Below are 16,690 nucleotides of genomic sequence, written 5' to 3'. Positions count from 1 at the left end.
TTGGCGGCAAGGCCCCCCGGTGGTGACGGGCAACCTCTACGCAATGATGAAATCGGTTTGCGCCAGAGCTGCGAATGTGCCAGTCTGTGGGGGTAGCTCCCCACCGTCCTCCGGGACTGGTGGGGCTTTTCTTGTCCTGGGAGTGCAACGATGCCCGACCTTCGCGCAGCCGTCATCATCGACTATCAAAATGTCCACCTGACGGGCGTCGGACTGTTCGAGCATCACCAGCCGCCGCATGAGCATCTCGTTCATCCTCTCCACTTCGCCAACCAACTGATCACTCGGCGCAATAGCAACCAGCGGGAGGGGAGGGCTCACGCAACACTCAGGAAGGTCCTCGTCTACCGGGGTCTCCCATCGGCAGACATCGACCCCAAGGCGTATGCGCGGAACCTCGCGCAGAAGGCACATTGGGAGCAGGATCCTCGCGTCAGTGTCACACTGCGTCCGCTCAAATACCGGTACGCGCGCGCTCAGGACGGGCGCAAGGCGACCGATGCCGCTGGCCGCTTTATCCTCAATGGCAAACCACAGGAGAAGGGCGTCGACGTGCTCTGCGCGCTCGCGCTCGTTCGTGAGGCGCGGGACCCCAACATCGATTTGGTGATCCTTGCCTCTCAGGACACAGATCTCGAGCCGGCCCTCGACGAAGCATGCGCACTCCAGACCGCGAAAGTTGAGACCGTTTCGTGGTTCGATCAAGGACAATATCGACAGAGCCGTGAGATCCGCCCGGACGCACTCCGTATCTGGAACACGCGCTTGAATGCGCAGGCGTTCTCCGCGTGCCGTGACCCGGAGGACTACGACTGAGGCCAACTGTCCGGATAGCGGCTCTCGAGTCAGTGCTCGAACGTAGAAGATGCGCCGTGTCTCGAGACCTCGACGGCCTCAAGCCGGGCCGTCGACGCGCGCGGGATGAGGGTCGGCAACGTGCGCTGCACGGTACCGGTGCGCTTCTCGCCGTCCAACAGCAACTCGATCGCGCGCGCGGCGATCTGATCGAACGGCGTGCGGACTGAGGTGAGCGGGATCGGCAGCCGGGATGCGAGCGGGATGTCGTTGTACCCGACGATGGAGTACTCCCGCCCCGGCGTCAGCCCGAGCGCACTCCCCGCGTTGATCACGCCGACGGCCAGGTTGTCGTTCGCCGCAAAGACGGCGGTGGGACGCTCATCGCCCGCGAACAACTGCCGTCCCACATCGACGCCGGCGTCGACCCCGTAGCCGGTCCAGAGCACCCGTTCTGGCGGGATGCTGATCCCCGCCTCGCGCAACGCGCGCTGCGCACCGGCATGGCGATCGACGCCTGTCGATGTGAACTCTGGGCCATTCACGAGCGCGATATCGCGATGGCCGAGGTCGATCAGATGCCGGGCCGCGAGGTAGCCGCCGGTCTCGTCGTCGCCGAGTGAGGACGGGCTGATCCGGTCGGTGCGCAGGACGAGAACATGGGGGATGCCGCGGTCCCGCAGTGAGGTCGGCAGGGCATCATCCATCCGGGCGGTCGCGAGAATGAGGCCGTCGATGCCGCGATCGAGCAGCGTCTCAGCGGCAGCCCGTTCGTCATTCGGGTCGTCTCCGCAGGTGCCCACGACCGCGAAGTATCCCTGCCGACGGGCAGTGCGCTCGATCGCCTCGAACATGAGCGCCATCACCGTGTCGCTCAGGCGAGGGACCAAGACGCCAACAGTCGCTGCCGCGCCCCGGCGCAGACTCGAGGCGAACGTGTTGCGGCGGTAGCCGAGGCGGTCAGCCGCGGCGCGCACGCGCTCCGCCGCTGCGGACTTGGTCGGGGGAATGCGCTCATCCAGCACCCGACTCACGGTGGAGATGCTCACGCCCGACGCCTCGGCGACGTCCTTGAGCGTCACAACGCGTCGTTCGAGCCGATCTTCGCTGGCCAACGGTCCCCTCTCCGCAACGATCCTACCGGCGTCGTCGCCGATATTGGAAACCTTTGCGGGAACGATCTTGCAAATTCTCTTGACTTGTTCGTGCGCTGGCGGCCATACTTGCAATCGTTCCCGCAAACGTTCACACTCAAGGAGAATGACATGGTCCTCGACCTTCGCGGGCTGAACCCCGCCCCCGTCACCCCGTTCACCGAAGACGGCGACGTCGACTACGCAGCGATCCAGCGTCTGGGCTCCTGGCTCGGCTCGATCGACGGTGTCAAGAGCCTGGTCGTGCTCGGGCACGCCGGCGAGGGCACGTTCCTCACCGAGGACGAGCAAGCTCGACGTGATCCGCGCGTTCCGCGACTCGGTGGACGGTCGGCTGCCGATCATCGCCGGCATCACCAAAGAGGGAAACCTGACCTCCGCCCGCGAAGCCAAGGCCGCCGCGGATGCCGGAGCCCAGGGCGCTCTGGTCTACCCGTCGCACGGGTGGCTGCGCTTCGGGTTCCAGCCGGGCGCGCCGCAGACTCGGTACCGCGCGATCTGGGAAGAGTCCGGGCTCGAAGAGATCCTGTTCCAGTACCCCGACAACACGCACGCCTCCTACGACCTCGACACGCAACTGGAGATCGCCAGTCAGGAGGGTGTGAACCACACCAAGAACGGCGTGCGCAACATGCGGCGGTGGTACACCGAGATCCCTGCGCTGCGCGCTGCGTACCCCGACCTGCAGATCCTGTCGTGCCACGACGAGTACCTGCTGCCGACGATGTTCGATGTCGACGGCCTGCTCGTCGGCTATGGCAACATCGCGCCGGAGCTGCTCGTCGATCTCATCGCAGCGGGCAAGGCCAAGGACTACGCGGCCGCGCATGCCATCCATGAGAGGCTCCTCCCCGTGACCAAGGCGGTCTACCACCGCGGTTCGCACATGGAGGGCACGGTGGCGCTGAAGTGGGGGCTGGTCAGCCGCGGCATCCTCGACCACGCCACCGTGCGCACGCCGCTGCTGCCGCTGCCGGAGGGCGCCGCTGCCGAGATCGCACAGGCGTTCGCCGCCGCTGGGCTGGAGTCGGTTTCAGTATCGGCCTGACCCGGTTCGGGGGTGGGCCGACCGCGGAACCCACCCCCGGGCATCCATCCGGACCGTATCCGGAACCTCTCGCGGGTTGTGCATCCGCACGATCTGTGACATCACCGTCAATGAAGACATGCGGCTCGGCCGCACTCCAACGAAGGAGAACCTGATGAGCGACGAAACGAGAACTCGTCACACATCGACTACGCCCGGCACCGGCTACGGGCGGGTCTCGACGCAGACCATGCGCAAAATCGTAGACTCGCATGCCACGCGCCGCACGTTCTGGCAGCAGCTCGCCCTGATCGGCCCCGCGTTCGTGGCGGGCGCCTGGCAGTTCGGGCCCGGCAACCTCACCACCGCCGTGCAGGCTGGCAGCGCCTTCCAGTACACCCTGATCTGGGTGATCGTCGTCTCGACCATCCTGATGATCTTCCTCACCGACATGAGCGTTCGACTGGGCATCAAGACTCCAGTCTCGCTGATCAGCTCGATCAAGGAGCACCTCGGCGGATGGGTAGGCGTCGTCGCCGGTGTTGGCGTCTTCCTCATCACCCTGTGCTTCTCGGTGGGCAACGCCGTGGGCGCCGGCTTGGGGCTGTCGATGCTCTTCGGCGGCAACCCGATCATGTGGACCGTGGTCTGCACGGTGGCCGTCGCCGCCGTGCTGCTGATCAGGAACGTCTACCGCGTCATCGAGAAGATCCTCGTCGTGATAGTGGCGGTGCTGGCTGCAGTCTTTATCATCAGCGCCTTCATCTCGCGCCCTGACTGGGGGCACGCGGCGTCAGGCCTCTTGCCGACCGCGCCGGGCGGCTCGTGGCTGCTCATCGTCGCACTCGTGGGCACGAACTTCTCGATCAACGCCGCCTTCTACACCTCGTACGGCACGAAAGAACGCAAGCGGACCGAGGCCGAGTGCCGGGACGTGACGATGGTCGACACGATCCCCGGCATCGTCGCACCCGGGATCATGACCGCGCTGGTCATCATCGTCGCGGCGGCCGTGCTCGGGCAGACCGGTGAGACGGCGACGACGATCGTCGGGCTCGCGGGCGTGTTCAAGCCGGTCGCCGGCGCCGTGGGCTCGACGATCTTCGCACTCGGGTTCTTCGGTGCCGCCTTCTCGTCGATGATCGCGAACGCAACCGCCGGCGGCACGATGCTCTCTGACGGCCTCGGCCAGGGCTCGACATCCAACTCGAGGGCAGCGAAGATCATCAGCGGCATCATCCTCGCGTTCGGCATCGCGGTGACACTCACCTTCCAGTCGTCGCCCATCCAGCTGATCGTGGTCGCGCAGGCCTGCACAGTGTTCGTCTCGCCGATCCTCGCTGTGCTGATCATCGTGATGGCGAACCGGCGCCGGTTGATGGCCGAGATGCGCAACAAGTGGTGGCAGAACGTCGCCGGCGTGGTCGGTTTGGTCGCCGTGCTTGCGCTGTCGGTGCGGCTGGCCGTTCGGCTGCTCAGTTAGGCGGAGTGCGACCACGGGCATGATGTGCTGGCAGCGACGCTGGCACACCATGCCCGCAGCCGTGTGCCGATTGATGTCGATCGGACGACCCATCAGCATCGGAATCGGCGTCCGGGTTTCCGTGGTGTGCCCTCGCCGCGGTGAGAGCATGACTGGGTGACGCACTCCACAGAGGTGAGCTGGTCCCTCGACGGCATCGAGATGTACGGCACCGTCACGGCGCCCGACACCCCGGGGCCTCACCCGGCCGTCGTCATGGTCGCCGGAAGCGGCCCGACCGATCGTGATTGGACCTCACCGCTGATCCCCGGCAGCAACGGCAGCGCGAGGCCGCTCGCCGAGGCGCTCGCCGACGCCGGCCTCGTGTCGATGAGGTACGACAAGCGGGCATCCGGACCGTACGTCGCCGAGAACCTTCCCGCGCTGGTCGGCCGGATGAGCATGCAGTCGCACCTTGACGAGATCGTTGCTGCAGTCGGCGCACTGACGGGTCGTGACGATGTGGATGCTGAGCGGGTCGTCGGGCTCGGCAACAGCGAGGGCTGCCTGCACGTGCTCCACTACGCGACCAGCGAGCAGGCCGTGCCGTTCGCCGGCCTCGTGCTCACAGCCCCGCCCGGGCGCTCGATCGGCGATGTGCTGCTGTCCCAACTTGGGATGCAGCTGGGTCAGATGCCCGGCGGAGCGGAACTGTTGCCGCTGGTCGAACAGGCGGCGGCGCGGTTCACCGCCGGTCAGCCGAGTTCGGTCGCTACCCGCTCGCGCAAGCACGTCCTCTTCTCGACGTCGAGGGTCGTGACCGACGCGGAGTGGCATGCGCGAGGTGTGTCGCGGTCTCAGCCTGAGACAGCTCTCCGTCGGGGCACTTCATCCGGGGACTCTCCGATCCGCGTTCTCATTCACTCCTCTACTGGGACGGTATCCAGCGGACCGAGCACGTGGGCTCGGCGGCGGCTGGGCCCCGGAGCGATTCGTTCCTTATGACCAGCCGAATCGCCACCGCCGACTGAAGCTGTCGGACGTGCTCGAGCACCGCGAGCGCACACACCGCGCGACGACCGACCGACTTGACGCACTGACGAGCAAGGCCGCATCGGCGTCACTGTATGACAGCTCAGCCGCCGACCATGCGCAAGCACTCCGCGCGGCGAGAAAGCGCACGAGCGAAGGTTGAGGGTGGCTCGCCTCACTCCCCAGGCGGGCTGAGGTCGATCCGCATCCACTCCAGGTCTTCGTCACGCTCGCCGATGTAGCGCAGCAGGTCCTCCTGCCGCGGCTGACCCATCACCAGCCGGTACGCGCCGACGGTGCGCTCGAGCCGCTCCAGCTTGCGCTGACTCGCGACTGAGCGGCTGCGTCGGCACATACCGTTCGATGACGGCGCCGGTGGGCCGCGTGAACACCCAGAACGGGGTGATGTCGGATGCCGCGGCCGGCCGACCTTCGACGGCCGCATCGACGGTATTCGTGCGCGCGGAACCGGGCGCGCATCTCGTCGGGTGTGCCGCCGTCGTCGGCGGCACGGCGCAGCAGCCAGGGGATGAACAGTACGTAGCGCAGACGTGTGTGCAGCACCGAAGTGCCCGGGAACAGAATGTCGGAGAGTGCGTCGCGCACCGCGCCGATGCCGAGTTCGTCGACCGTGCCCGGCTCGCGGAAGAGGTCGATGATCTCAAGCATCCGACGCCGCTCGCCCGCGTCGGCGTCCAGCCAGCCGAAGGAGGACATGGTTCGACCGTACCGGTGAATTCCGCGCGCTCTTGCCTGGGGCGGGGGATGGGGTTGATGCCGCTCGCATGCCTCGTCCTCACCGCCCGGGGCGCTCGATCGGCGATGTGCTGCTGTTCCAGGTTTGGTCGTGAACCTGGGGTTAAGGATCGGGCGCTCTGAGCTCAGCTTGCGTGGTCATCCGATGGTTGCTCACCGCGTCGACGGGAGAACCGCTCAGCGATCCCGGCTGAGGCACTACTGGCGACAGACTTGGCGTTCATGAGGGCTTCGGTCCCGAAGCGTCCTGTCGCCGTCACCCCGGCTGCCGTCGTCAGCATGATCGCTTCCTTCGTGTCGGACGCTGCCTCTGTCCACCGTTTCGCTTCCACCGACTGGCGGCCCTGCTCGATTCCCAGACGTTGGTTGAACTCGATGACATGGCCCCCGACCTGATTGCTTGAGTGCACCACCTCGCCGGACAGTAGAGGGTGAAGTAACACCTTCGCGTTGGCTGTCGCAGCGGCCGCATCCATGCGGGCGAGGAGACGCACCGTGCTGCGCGCGATGAGCTCCCGACGTTTCTGGCGAGCGGTTTGGAGCCCTGCCCGGTGGCGGTCAAGATCTTCGGGGGAAGAGTCCAACACACGGTCGAGTTCGAGCACCGCGATGCCATCTTGCAGTTGGAAGCATCGGGCGAGGACGGCGAGCCATTCCTGCACGGTCTCTTCAGCAATCTTCGAGACCTTCGCGAGGTCGCTGACCCCGTTCTTCTTCTCCAGCTTCTCTGCGAGGGCGTCAAGCTGTCGCAGGGCGTACGCCTGAGTGCGCGCGATGGTCTGCGGTGCGCCGCTCACCTTCGACCAGGTGACATCCGAGACTCGGCCGACTTCGTCGCGGACCGTCATCGCCTCATCGATGACGAATCCGACTCCGATCATGTCGGCAAGTGCGGCATCTTTCTGGGCGCGCAGGATGTCGTCCACCTTCTCGTCGATCGCGGCGAGGTAGTCGGTGATCTCCTCCATCGTTTGCCTGCATCGCGAGCTTGCGCCATGATGCCCGCTTGCGCCGGCCAGCATCGCCGGGTTGGCCAGCATCGACCGGGGCGTCTTGACGATTTCGAGGATGCCCTTGATCTTGCCCTTGTCTGTCAGCACCGCACGACTGACCCCGCTTGAGGAGCCCTTCATCAGCGTCCCGACGTTCATGGCCTTCGCCGACTCCTCTGTGAGCTTCACCCAGCGACCGGCGTTTGCGGCGACCTCTGAGCTCGCCTGCGCGATACCGGCTCCGGTGCTGAGTGTCGAACTGAGCCGCTGATGCAACGCAAGGTCTCTGGACGGCACGCCCGCAGAACTCAGGAAGCGTTCGACCGCCGTGCGATCACCGATGACGGCAAGGCCATCGCCGTCTGCGATCAGTTCGATCTCGCTGTTCATTTCGGCTCCCGTGGAGTGGGCTGTCGCGCAGGTCTGCGCTTGAATCACGCTAGTCGATACAGCCGACACCCCCGCCAAACCGGCGATGATGACTGGCTCTACGCGCGGGAGGGACGCGAATCGACATACCGGGGCGGTGCTCAGACAGGCCGAACCGTGAGCTCCTTCCCGTGGCATGGGCGGGGTCCGCCTCGTCACCTCCGACGCCCACGCCGGGCTCGTGGAAGCGATCGCGGCGAACCTGCCCGGAGCTGTCTGGCAACGCTGCAGAACCCACTACGCAGCGAACCTGATGAGTGTCTGCCCGAAGAGTATGTGGCCGGCGGTCAAAGCGATGCTCCACTCCGTCTACGACCAGCCCGACGCCGACAGCGTCAACGCCCAGTTCGACCGACTACTCGACTACGTCGAGGAGAAACTCCCCGACGCGTTCGAGCACCTCGATGCCGCCAGAACGGACATCCTCGCGTTCACGCAGTTCCCCGACGGGCTCTGGCAACAGATCTGGTCCAACAACCCCAACGAGCGCCTCAACCGCGAGATCCGCCGCCGCACCGACTCCGTCGGCATCTTCCCGAACCGTGACGCGATCATCCGCCTCGTCGGCGCGGTCCTGGCCGAGCAGACCGACGAATGGGTCGAAGGCCGCCGCTACCTCGGCCTCGAGATCCTCGTTAAATCCCGCCTCACCCTCATCCCCGACACCGGAAGCGAGGTGACCGACCCCATCCTCGAACTCAGCGCTTATACAACCAGAAGGATCACCAACGGCTACACCACGTCCCGGGGCTTGACCCGGGCGCTTCCCTGCGACGCCGAGAGTCTAGCGATCGGTTGCGTCTCCGTTCTCGCCGCACACTCCTTGCAGACTTCGCGCTGGCGCGCTCCGCTTAGCAGCCGTTCGATGACGAGCACTGCGCCGCCCCCGATCGCTGAGGCGGCTGATTGTCGGAGGGGAGGCCGCTGTGCGATACGGGCGCGCCTGGATGGATGCGGCAGAGTACGGCGAGGCCCGCGAGGTGCACATCGAGGACAGTCGTCTCGCGCCCTACGAGAGTGTCGAATCAACGATGGACGACACCTTCGAGGAGCGCTCCACGAGCTCATCACCCCGGTCTTGTTTAGTCTGCTTGAAGTCGGTGAGCGATGTCGTCCGCCACGGCAACAGCAGACTCGTGCTCCCAATACCGCATCACCTTCCAGCCCGCGTCAGCCATCCTCAAATCAGTCAGACGGTCCCGCTCCACGTTGCGTGCGAGCTTCGGCTCCCAGTAGTCGCGGTTCGACTTCGGCATGATGAAGTGGTCAGGGCACATGTGCCAGAAGCACCCATCGATGAATACGGCCACCTTCGCACGGGTGAACACGATATCGGCACGCGAGCGCAACTTGGCGACGGGTGCGAAGTCCACGCGGTACCTGAAGCCTCGGGCGTGAAGGATGCGGCGGACCCTGAGCTCTGGGGTGGTATCCCTGCGGCGGTTGGCAAGCATTGTCCGTCGTGCGCCCTCGGTGCTGGGAGGCGGAACGGCGATGGAGACCATTCAGCAAGCGTAGGCCGCCGGCGACGCGCAACCGTCAGAAACTCAAGAAGTATGAGCCGTCATCGAGTGCGGTGAAGACTGCTTCGGTGGCGCCATAGCGATGCAGATCTCGCGTTGATACGAACGCATTACCAGGTAATCCCAGCCGGCGCCGAAACCACAAGCCGATGTCGGCGTTGTCTGGCACGCTGTGCAGCGCCTTGTCGCCGTCCTGAGCGACCGTGAGAAAGAGAGTTGCTCCGTCATCAGCGTGGACTGCGAATGGGATGCCGCGGTTTGGAAAGAAGCCAGATCTAGCCGCTGCCGCGGGCACCGGAATATACGCCTCGGCGCGCCGCCGGTTTCCGCGCTGGCCCCAGTTCAATCCTGCGCCCGCATTGTGAACTTCGCCAGGATTCTTCGTTCGTTGAACGAGTGGAAGCGAGATCTGGGGTCGCCCCGTGAGCTCCGCGTGTGTCACAGGCTTCGCGGCCGTGACTCTGCTCCGGACCTCCTGCTCGAGCACTTCGTATATCTCAACCTGGGAGAAGACATCGGCTCCATCGGCCGGGACGAACTCGATCGCGGCAGATTGCAACATCCGCCAGGCCGATGCCGCATCGATGGAGACCATTGTCTCGCGACGTGTTCCGTCGATTCCGAACGCTGTCGCGGAGTAGTTCGCAGAGCCGAACCACGCCTTGATCGGGATACCGCCCCTCAGCCACACATACAGCTTCGAATGGTCGGAGATGCCGGCGGGAGCGTATGCGATTCGGAGCCAGGCACCCGAGACAGCGCTTGCGGCAGCGGCGTACGCCTGGTGTGCTCTGAGCAGCAAGCCGTCCGTACCAGTCATGCCGATGTTCAGCCGGATACCGAAGTCGCGCTTCAGGTGTTCGCGCGCTTCCAAGATGTGAAACATCGCGAAGCTTGCAGAGGCGTAACCCGTAAGGATGTGGAGCTCATCCGCACCGTCTGCCAACGGTGATAGCAGGACCTGCTGGAACAGATCGTCGCGGATGAGATCAGTGCTCACGTCAGTTGGCTACCGCGACTTCCTCATAGGACGGGACCATGTGGAGGAGGTTCGCGTCGACCCTGTCGTAGCTGATGCCGGCGAAGCTGCGGAACAGGGCAGTGAACACCGCGCTGGCCCCGTCGACCGGGACGGCCATGCCAATCTGCTTGCGGACGTTCTCCTTCGACCCTTCGAAGACGAAGTCGTCGGGGAATGTCTGGATGCGCGCGCGCTCGCGATTGGTGAGTGCCCGCGGCTCCTGCCAGTGGTAGACGTGGGTGCCGCCGCCACCCGACCCCGTCACGGTGTAGGACGGTTTGGCGTACTCGAGCCGACGGTAGATTTGGCTGATGCGAGCGCCGGCCACATTGAGCTGGAGGTGCTCCGGCAGGTCAGCCGTGAAGGCATTCTGGCCGGGGAGGATGTGAGTCAATCGCTCCACAACCTGCTTCGCCTGGCGCGTGAGCTCGTGGTTCGGAGCATCAGCCGCAATCGGCGGCTTCGAGAGACGTCGACCGACGCTGACGTCGACTTCCTCATACAGTGACGGCGAGGGCACCGTGAAGTCGATGTCGAGGTCGGCGCGGATGCCGACGATGAGGATGCGGTGACGGCGCTGCGGCACCCCGTACTGCTCGAACCTGTAGAGGTGCGGGTAGAGCCGGTAGCCGTGTTTCCCCGCGGACTGGAGCGCCGAGAGGATCATCTTGAATGCTCGACCCTCATTGCTGCTTTGCAAGCCGCCCACGTTCTCAGCGACGAACCATTTCGGGTTGTGTGCCTCCAGCGCATTGACGCCGTACTGATACAGCGGGCCGAAGTTGCCGTGGATGCCCTTCTGCTCTCCTACCAGGCTGAAGTCATTGCACGGGAAGCCGAACGCGAGACCATCGATGGGGGGCAGGCCGCGGATGTCGAGCTTGCGAACGTCCTGATGGATGACCGATTCCCTTGTTGCGCCCGGGATGTTACGGCGATACGTGGCGCAGGTGCTGTGGTCGTAATCAGACGCCCATGCGTGGGTAACCTCGATTCCGGGGACAACATCTGCTGCGTGATGGGCCCCGAGTGCGATTCCACCTGGCCCGCAGAATAGCTCGCCCAGCGCGAAGGTTGTCATGAGTCTCCGTTCGTCTCGTCCATTCTCGCCCGGGCGTCCGACATCCGGTGCCACCACGCCCACGTTCAGCCCCGCTTGGGGGCGAATCCCAACCGGGCGGCCTCATCGAGGATCTTCACCGCTTGCGTCACCTGCTTGGCCGTCGGGGTCTTCCCCGCCGCAACGAGTCGTCCGACGCTGAATGCGATGCCGCGTTGCCAGCCCTGCAGGTTGTCGGTCTCCTTCGCCCAGGAGCTCAGCTGGAACCACGCCTGACTCCCGAACTCCTCCACTCGTTCCCGGGCGGTGATGTCTTCGTCATCTGCTGCGAGACCGATCACGGCCTGGCTCGCGGCAACCGCCATGCGGGTAGCGTCAGGCGCAGGCTCTGAAGTGGTGAGAGCCGAACCGGGGTTCCAATCGATGTCCTGCACTGCAGACCACGCGGCCGTAGTCTTCGACCAGCTCGACACGTTCCGCGCTCCGGCGTCGCGAATGAGGTTCGCGTGGACCTCCGGGGCGACAGCTGTCACGGCGTCTCGCCACGCGTCCCCGGCGTCCTGACGCCGAGCGATGGTGTCCAGATCGAGCCGTCCCGCTGTCCGGTTCGAGATCAGTGCGATGGTGTATCCGACATCGACGGCCTTGTATCCGCCGAGATCGAGCGAGCCGATGACGCGGTCGGTTTCTGCCCATAGCAAGGCCTTCGCGACGAGTCGCCGATAGTACTTCTCATCAGGCACGCCGCCGGAGGCCGGTCCGTGCTCGAGGTTCATGAAGATTGCAAGCGACTTCTCTGCGCCGGCGGCAACGACCTGCGGCATCTGAAGCCACGCGAGCTCGTACTTCGCGAGCTCGGCCTTGTCGAAACGGCGAGTGCGGTCATACTTCCGCTTGAAGCGCGCCTCCGCGCCGAGGGCGCGCGCGGCGGCGGTCTCCGTCGCGAACTGCCCCCGGATGCGCTCGAAGAACCACAGCTTTCCTGTCTGATCCGCAGAAAAGTTCACCGTGCGCGAAAGCTGCTCGATGCTCTGGAAGAAGCGATTGTTCGAGGTGAGGTCGCCCATCCGAACGGGACTCTGACTGTTGGCGAACCGCGCGATCTGCAAAGCCATCTCGTCGGCGCGGATGGGCAGAACGGTGAGCTTCGCCTGAACAGACACGCCAGCAAGGCTGATTCCATCGTGATACTTGGCGTGGTGCAGGGACGCCGTCGTCTGCCCGCCGTTCACGATCTCGAGGCCCTTGATCGAAGTGACGACGTGCTCCCCGCCAACCAGCGATCGCTCCAGTTCGGTCGCAGTCAGGGAGAGCCCATTATTGAAGGCGAAGAACGATCCAGGCGTCTCTCGCAGGCTCTGACGGATGCCCTTGTTCACGCGGTTGTTCACCTGGAGGAACGCGCGAATGTTGCGCCCCAGAATGCTTGCGCCGTGTGCTTGATAGAGATCGGCGATGAGGCCACCGGGAAGGACCATCAGGTAAGAGCTCACATCGTGCTCCCCGATGGGCCCAAGAATGGGGACACCTCCTCCGGGTTGATCGTCGAAGTGAATCGTCTGCTCTCGGACCGCAGTATGCGCCACCGCAGTCGCGAGGTCGCCGGCATCCCAGACGGTGAGTTCTGCAGGGATCTCCGCGATGCTCTCCAGAGCCGCCTGCTGCGTCTCGTAGGACCCATTCGACAATGCGATGATTCGGATTGCCCGGATCTCACCGCTCAGATCACGCAGGTAGGAGATTGCGCGCGTGGCGTCGCCATCGCTTCGAGTTGCGGCGGGCAGCAGTCGAGTGAGCTGCGAAATGGCATCGCTCACAGCGGGGAGCAGTTCGCGCTTGTCGCGGACTTCGCCCCATCTGCTCGGTGCGAAATCGGTGACGATCACAGTGAGTCGACCTGTGTCAGCATCCCAGTCGAACGCATCGATACGACCGACTGGGTTTGCAAACCATTCAGGTCCGTTCAGCTGGCCGGCTTCCTCGAGCAGTGCCATGCCCTGCCCAGTGAATGCCCGTGATGGTGGAACTCCCTCGTTCTCTGCCGAGATCGAGATGATCGTCCGCAGCGTATCCAGCGGGCTGGTCGCTTCCGCCATTGGCTTCTCCTTATGAATGTCTGCTTCAGCTCAGATGGCGTTCGCGCCCGAGCGCCGCGAACGCGCAGTCCACGACGTCATCGTCATCGAGCAGGCCACCGGGGTCGGCATCCGCAGCAACGTCCTCGTCCTCAACGAAGTACGTGATCGCGGCATAGACGATCGACCTCGCGTCGTGGTCAAGCGATGCCCAATCGCCCATGAGATCGGCCAGGTCGTCGTAGATGCGCGCGGCAACCCGATCACCGTCAAATGTTCGGAGGTGCTGCTTCGCCTGGACCAGCATCGCCATCGCGGTCGTGTAGTCGACTGGAACCAGCATCGGCTCGAGGATCACGGCGTATGCCGCCGTTGCCTGAAGGAAACGTGCTCTCGCGTCTGCGGGCGGGACAGCGTTCGACGGCGATCCCATGTCAGCGGTCGAGCTAGAGTCCTCCACATCGATCTGCGATCCACTCGCCGACATCTCGGATGCGGCCGGTAGGTCCTCAGCGTCGGGCTTGGCAGCCGCCGCGTTCGCCTTTGCGGCCCGCTTGGCGGCAGCGGCCGCCTTCTTCGACTCCAGTTCTTCAGCGACGTCAGCGGTCGCGCGATCGAACGCGTGATTGACGATGGTCTTGACGTGTTCCTCCGGCAGCGCTTCGACGGCTATTCGTCCGAACTCACGGCCGATCAGGATGAGTGCGCGCCGAAGAGCGAAACGCCGATGGTACGGGCCCTGTCCTACGCGGTCGAGATGCGCCTGCACAATGAGCCGCGCAAGGGCCCCGTAGCCCGTGAGCGAAACTCGATCGGTAAGGTTGATGAAGTTGTCTTCGTCGAGCCGCAAGCATGCGTCCTGTCCGAGCAGGTTTCCTCGCCACCATGCCTGCCGGAACACGCCACGTCGCCTGCCCAGGAGGCGCTCAGTGCGTGAGTCCGATCGGGTTTCCCCTTCGTCATCGACCAGTGTTCGGTCAGGTTCGCCCTGCATCGCGGGCCATCGCCATATCGCCACGTCTGGCAGCACGCTGAGAGTGATGAACGCCCAAACCTCTTCATCGGCAGCCTCAACAGGAAGCATCGGAACCGACTCAGCGAAGAGCACCGCCAGCTCTTGGTCAAAGGTGTAGGTCTGCCTGTTCCGCGTATGGGGAAACCCGTGCTTCTCGGCTAGCGCGACGACCGAATCTCGAAGCCCATCCAGCGTTCTTTTGTCGACGCGAGTAGGTGCCGTCGCGTAGAACCTGCGTCCTTCGACATCCGTGTTCACGTACTCGGCCGCGGCGACGGGCGACTGCTCCCACAGCTTCGAGATAGCAGTGACCGCCTCATCGATGGGCATGCGCGGCCAGCCAGCGGGCATAAGGACCTCAGCCATTCACCCGCTCCTCGCCGAGCCGGCCTTGCAGTTCGACGTCGAAGCTGGCGGCATCGTATTGGGCGATGTTCTGCAACGAGCTCGAAGTCCTTCCGGAACAGCCCGAGCGACGCAGATAGTGCATCTCCCAGAGAGCCATCGGGGTAGTCACGGTCGTGCTCATACACGCTGTCCTCCGCGAGCGCCAGACGCATGAGCTCCCGCTGAATGTCGATGAGCAGTGACGATGTCATTGCGTTTGCCGTCTCGCCGCCCGGTTCCGCCATCATTCGCTGCACGTTCTCATTCGACTCATTCACGAAGATGCGCACCGCTGCGTCGATGGGCGCTTCGAGGTCGGCCATGTCGACCTTCACCAGCCACCGGGCATTGTGCAGATCGATGAATGGGTGTTGACTCGCCGACACGGGAATGATCGGGAGTCGAGCCGCGATGCCCTCAAGCATGACGTGCCACTCCATAGACCAGAGGACCGATCCCATCTCCGTGGGCGCGAGTTCATCCCGGTGGCCGGTCCCGGGAGTCACGAGTACGACCTTCGCTTCGAGGGTGAGCGAGCCGCCGACTGCGCCTACCGGGATCAGCACGCTCGCGCTTACTTCCGCGCCGTCGACAGGCACGATCGCGGAGCTTCCGCGGAGTCCCACGCGGCTCGTGCGCCAGGCAAGGCTCACCCCGAACTCTGCGTCGTCGGACAGTCCGGCCGCGCTCGCGAGTCCTGCGGCGTCCAAGAGCACTTCGACGCTCGCCTGGATGCTCTGGTAGTACGTCCAGTCCGTTGCGATCGTCATGTTGTCGTAGGACGGCCCATCTTCAACTGCGATCGTCCAGCGGTCGATGCGCGCAAGCCGTGGGAGGCAGGACGCGGTACCCCCGGCTCGAGTGCGTCACGCGAGAGCCTCCTTCGAGATCTGCACTGTGATCGCGGCTCTGCGGGTGTGGACCACTCGAACTTTCAGACCCTCAGCCTTCAGCTTCGGGCCGTCGATCACAGCTCCGCTTGCGACCACGTCGTCACCGGCCACCCATCCGATAATCTCGGCGGGGGTGTCGACATCAGTCTTCGTCGCGCCGCCACCTGCTTCGGCGACCACGCGAGGGTCTGCCATGACCTTCCAGCGCGACAAGTCAGCGCCGGGACGGATGCGAACCGCGAGTGGGAAGTCCACGACGATCTCATCACCATCCGTGCCGACAGGGGAGGGGTCACCATTGACAGTCACGCTCAGCTCCACTCTCGAACGCGTGCCTTGGGTCCTTCGCTGCTTCTCTGCGCCCCTTCCAGTGAACCCCATGAGGTTCTCAGCGAGCGTGCGCGAGAGGTGTGCGACTCCGCCGATGCTCGACTTGGAGTCCTCCGGATCGGGCGCCTGCAGTCGCACGGTGGTGGCGGTTCGAATGCTGTCGAGCGTCCAGGCGACGGGTCGGAGCTTCCTCGCGCCGTGCTCGCGCGCCCATGAGTCGTGTGTAACGGGCTCCGAGCGAGCGAAGTCATCCTCCACTGCGGGGTCCGCGAGGAAGACCCCCGCCAAGTACTGGCCATGCGGATCCGGGTCGACCTTCTCGTAGCGGACTACGAAGCGCGGGCCGCGCATGAGCGCGACAGTTGCGTTGAGATCACGGCTGAGCCGGCGCTCCATCGATTCCGCTTGGAGAGCCCGACGGGTAACCAAGACTCCCGTTCGAGGGCGCTTGGTGTCCAGGGGGAGGGAGTAGGCCTCAGCCTGCCATGAGGGCTCGTAGCCATCCTCTGTCTGGACCCGAGCGGCTTCCCTGAATGCAAGCGCGAACTGCTGGATCTGCGGATAGTGGTCGATCTCGAGGGGAAGCAGCGCGCCGTCCACCGAGTACGCGAAGCGGATGCTCGCCTCACTGCTGGCGGCCGCGAAATGTGGCCACGCCCAGGTCATCGTCGCGTCCCGGATCGAATCCATGATTGCCGGCAGATCCTCGTTGGATTCCACCGACGGATCCTTTGGGGCA

The 16,690-nt window shown here is 64.7% G+C and carries 14 protein-coding genes and 2 pseudogenes; 5 read left to right on the top strand and 11 right to left on the bottom strand.

All coding sequences use genetic code 11. The features are described 5' to 3' along the window. Positions 1–150: 150 nt before the first annotated feature. A complete protein-coding gene (locus tag L2X98_RS09290) occupies positions 151–816 on the top strand; it encodes a PIN domain-containing protein (protein ID WP_259613078.1) in 666 nt (221 codons plus the stop codon). A gap of 29 nt (positions 817–845) precedes the next feature. Here L2X98_RS09290 and L2X98_RS09285 read toward each other — a convergent pair whose 3' ends face one another. Further along, positions 846–1,820 (bottom strand): substrate-binding domain-containing protein, encoded by a 975-nt coding sequence (locus L2X98_RS09285; protein ID WP_435526276.1) that lies wholly within the window; start codon positions 1,818–1,820, stop codon positions 846–848. Between the two features lie 240 nt (positions 1,821–2,060). Between L2X98_RS09285 and L2X98_RS09280 the strand changes: the two are divergent. The 3 genes and pseudogenes from L2X98_RS09280 (at position 2,061) to L2X98_RS09270 (ending at position 5,443) form a co-directional block, all read left to right on the top strand. Beyond that, a pseudogene (locus tag L2X98_RS09280) lies at positions 2,061–2,997 on the top strand (dihydrodipicolinate synthase family protein). Positions 2,998–3,151: 154 nt separating this feature from the next. Then, the gene (locus tag L2X98_RS09275; protein ID WP_259613077.1) at positions 3,152–4,459 is read left to right on the top strand and encodes an Nramp family divalent metal transporter; all 1,308 of its coding nucleotides are present in this window, start codon (positions 3,152–3,154) and stop codon (positions 4,457–4,459) included. A 156-nt stretch (positions 4,460–4,615) separates the two neighbouring features. Beyond that, positions 4,616–5,443 (top strand): alpha/beta hydrolase family protein, encoded by an 828-nt coding sequence (locus L2X98_RS09270; RefSeq protein WP_259613076.1) that lies wholly within the window; start codon positions 4,616–4,618, stop codon positions 5,441–5,443. Positions 5,444–5,645: 202 nt separating this feature from the next. Here L2X98_RS09270 and L2X98_RS09265 read toward each other — a convergent pair whose 3' ends face one another. The 3 genes from L2X98_RS09265 to L2X98_RS09255 all read right to left on the bottom strand — a co-directional run bounded on the left by L2X98_RS09265 (position 5,646) and on the right by L2X98_RS09255 (position 7,608). Next, the gene (locus L2X98_RS09265) at positions 5,646–5,825 is read right to left on the bottom strand and encodes a hypothetical protein (RefSeq protein ID WP_259613437.1); all 180 of its coding nucleotides are present in this window, start codon (positions 5,823–5,825) and stop codon (positions 5,646–5,648) included. Next, the gene (locus L2X98_RS09260) at positions 5,744–6,139 is read right to left on the bottom strand and encodes a DUF6361 family protein (RefSeq protein WP_259613260.1); all 396 of its coding nucleotides are present in this window, start codon (positions 6,137–6,139) and stop codon (positions 5,744–5,746) included. The genes L2X98_RS09265 and L2X98_RS09260 overlap by 82 nt, the downstream gene beginning before the upstream one ends. Before the next feature lie 212 nt (positions 6,140–6,351). Beyond that, positions 6,352–7,608, bottom strand: coding sequence for a hypothetical protein (locus L2X98_RS09255; protein ID WP_259613075.1), 1,257 nt, complete (start codon positions 7,606–7,608; stop codon positions 6,352–6,354). 166 nt (positions 7,609–7,774) lie between these two features. Between L2X98_RS09255 and L2X98_RS09250 the strand changes: the two are divergent. Continuing rightward, positions 7,775–8,353: pseudogene (locus L2X98_RS09250) on the top strand (transposase); the annotation flags it as partial. A 376-nt stretch (positions 8,354–8,729) separates the two neighbouring features. Here the strand turns inward: L2X98_RS09250 and L2X98_RS09245 are convergent. From L2X98_RS09245 to L2X98_RS09215, 7 genes are all read right to left on the bottom strand, one after another. Further along, positions 8,730–9,101 (bottom strand): very short patch repair endonuclease, encoded by a 372-nt coding sequence (locus tag L2X98_RS09245; protein ID WP_259613259.1) that lies wholly within the window; start codon positions 9,099–9,101, stop codon positions 8,730–8,732. An 85-nt stretch (positions 9,102–9,186) separates the two neighbouring features. After that, positions 9,187–10,170 (bottom strand): restriction endonuclease PLD domain-containing protein, encoded by a 984-nt coding sequence (locus tag L2X98_RS09240; RefSeq protein ID WP_259613074.1) that lies wholly within the window; start codon positions 10,168–10,170, stop codon positions 9,187–9,189. A 1-nt stretch (position 10,171) separates the two neighbouring features. After that, positions 10,172–11,272: a DNA cytosine methyltransferase gene (locus L2X98_RS09235; RefSeq protein WP_259613073.1), complete on the bottom strand. Its 1,101-nt coding sequence runs from the start codon at positions 11,270–11,272 to the stop codon at positions 10,172–10,174. A gap of 65 nt (positions 11,273–11,337) precedes the next feature. Continuing rightward, positions 11,338–13,347 carry an AIPR family protein gene (locus L2X98_RS09230; protein ID WP_259613072.1) on the bottom strand — a complete coding sequence of 670 codons (2,010 nt, stop codon included), beginning with the start codon at positions 13,345–13,347 and terminating at the stop codon, positions 11,338–11,340. A gap of 25 nt (positions 13,348–13,372) precedes the next feature. Continuing rightward, positions 13,373–14,671, bottom strand: coding sequence for a DUF6339 family protein (locus tag L2X98_RS09225; protein WP_259613071.1), 1,299 nt, complete (start codon positions 14,669–14,671; stop codon positions 13,373–13,375). Further along, positions 14,596–15,498: a hypothetical protein gene (locus tag L2X98_RS09220; protein ID WP_259613070.1), complete on the bottom strand. Its 903-nt coding sequence runs from the start codon at positions 15,496–15,498 to the stop codon at positions 14,596–14,598. Before L2X98_RS09220 ends, L2X98_RS09225 begins: the two co-directional genes overlap by 76 nt. Before the next feature lie 96 nt (positions 15,499–15,594). Continuing rightward, a complete protein-coding gene (locus L2X98_RS09215; RefSeq protein WP_259613069.1) occupies positions 15,595–16,671 on the bottom strand; it encodes a hypothetical protein in 1,077 nt (358 codons plus the stop codon). Positions 16,672–16,690: the final 19 nt, after the last annotated feature.

The organism is Microbacterium elymi (assembly GCF_021582895.2).
In the GTDB taxonomy this organism is placed as follows: domain Bacteria; phylum Actinomycetota; class Actinomycetes; order Actinomycetales; family Microbacteriaceae; genus Microbacterium; species Microbacterium humicola.
Note: the sequence above shows the minus strand (reverse complement) of the source record. Positions and strands in the feature narration are given on the sequence as shown.

Excerpts from the sequence above, each read along its gene's own strand:
- L2X98_RS09225 (WP_259613071.1), bottom strand. The coding sequence starts at position 14,671 with ATGCCCATCGATGAGGCGGTCACTGCTATCTCGAAGCTGTGGGAGCAG.
- L2X98_RS09235 (WP_259613073.1), bottom strand. The coding sequence starts at position 11,272 with ATGACAACCTTCGCGCTGGGCGAGCTATTCTGCGGGCCAGGTGGAATC.
- L2X98_RS09255 (WP_259613075.1), bottom strand. The coding sequence starts at position 7,608 with ATGAACAGCGAGATCGAACTGATCGCAGACGGCGATGGCCTTGCCGTC.
- L2X98_RS09230 (WP_259613072.1), bottom strand. The coding sequence starts at position 13,347 with ATGGCGGAAGCGACCAGCCCGCTGGATACGCTGCGGACGATCATCTCG.
- L2X98_RS09245 (WP_259613259.1), bottom strand. The coding sequence starts at position 9,101 with ATGCTTGCCAACCGCCGCAGGGATACCACCCCAGAGCTCAGGGTCCGC.
- L2X98_RS09260 (WP_259613260.1), bottom strand. The coding sequence starts at position 6,139 with ATGCTTGAGATCATCGACCTCTTCCGCGAGCCGGGCACGGTCGACGAA.
- L2X98_RS09275 (WP_259613077.1), top strand. The coding sequence starts at position 3,152 with ATGAGCGACGAAACGAGAACTCGTCACACATCGACTACGCCCGGCACC.
- L2X98_RS09265 (WP_259613437.1), bottom strand. The coding sequence starts at position 5,825 with ATGTGCCGACGCAGCCGCTCAGTCGCGAGTCAGCGCAAGCTGGAGCGG.
- L2X98_RS09220 (WP_259613070.1), bottom strand. The coding sequence starts at position 15,498 with ATGACGATCGCAACGGACTGGACGTACTACCAGAGCATCCAGGCGAGC.
- L2X98_RS09290 (WP_259613078.1), top strand. The coding sequence starts at position 151 with ATGCCCGACCTTCGCGCAGCCGTCATCATCGACTATCAAAATGTCCAC.